Origin of the sequence: Streptomyces capoamus (genome assembly GCF_014654935.1) — a bacterium.
Classification (GTDB): Bacteria; Actinomycetota; Actinomycetes; order Streptomycetales; family Streptomycetaceae; genus Streptomyces; species Streptomyces capoamus.
Genome location: NZ_BNBF01000012.1, coordinates 241648 through 241922 on the forward strand (window position 1 = coordinate 241648; position 275 = coordinate 241922).

Here is a 275-nt window from a genome sequence, read left to right on the forward strand (position 1 = left end):
CGGCTCCCCCGGCCAGGACCTTCAGCAGCCGCCGCCGCCCGGGAGCGACGGGCCCCAGCCGACGCCCGGCGGAGGTGGGGCCGACGGGGTCCACGGAAACGGCGGTACCGGCAACGGAGTCCGGGACCGCGGGGGCGACGGCCCCGACGCCGGGGGCGGCGGGGGCCGGGGGCACGGGGTCGGCGGCGGGGGCCGGGGGGAGCCGGCGGTTCCGGGGGCGGCGGCGAGGGCCCCAGACGCGAGGTCGGCGGGGGTCGAGGAGCCGGCGGTCCCGG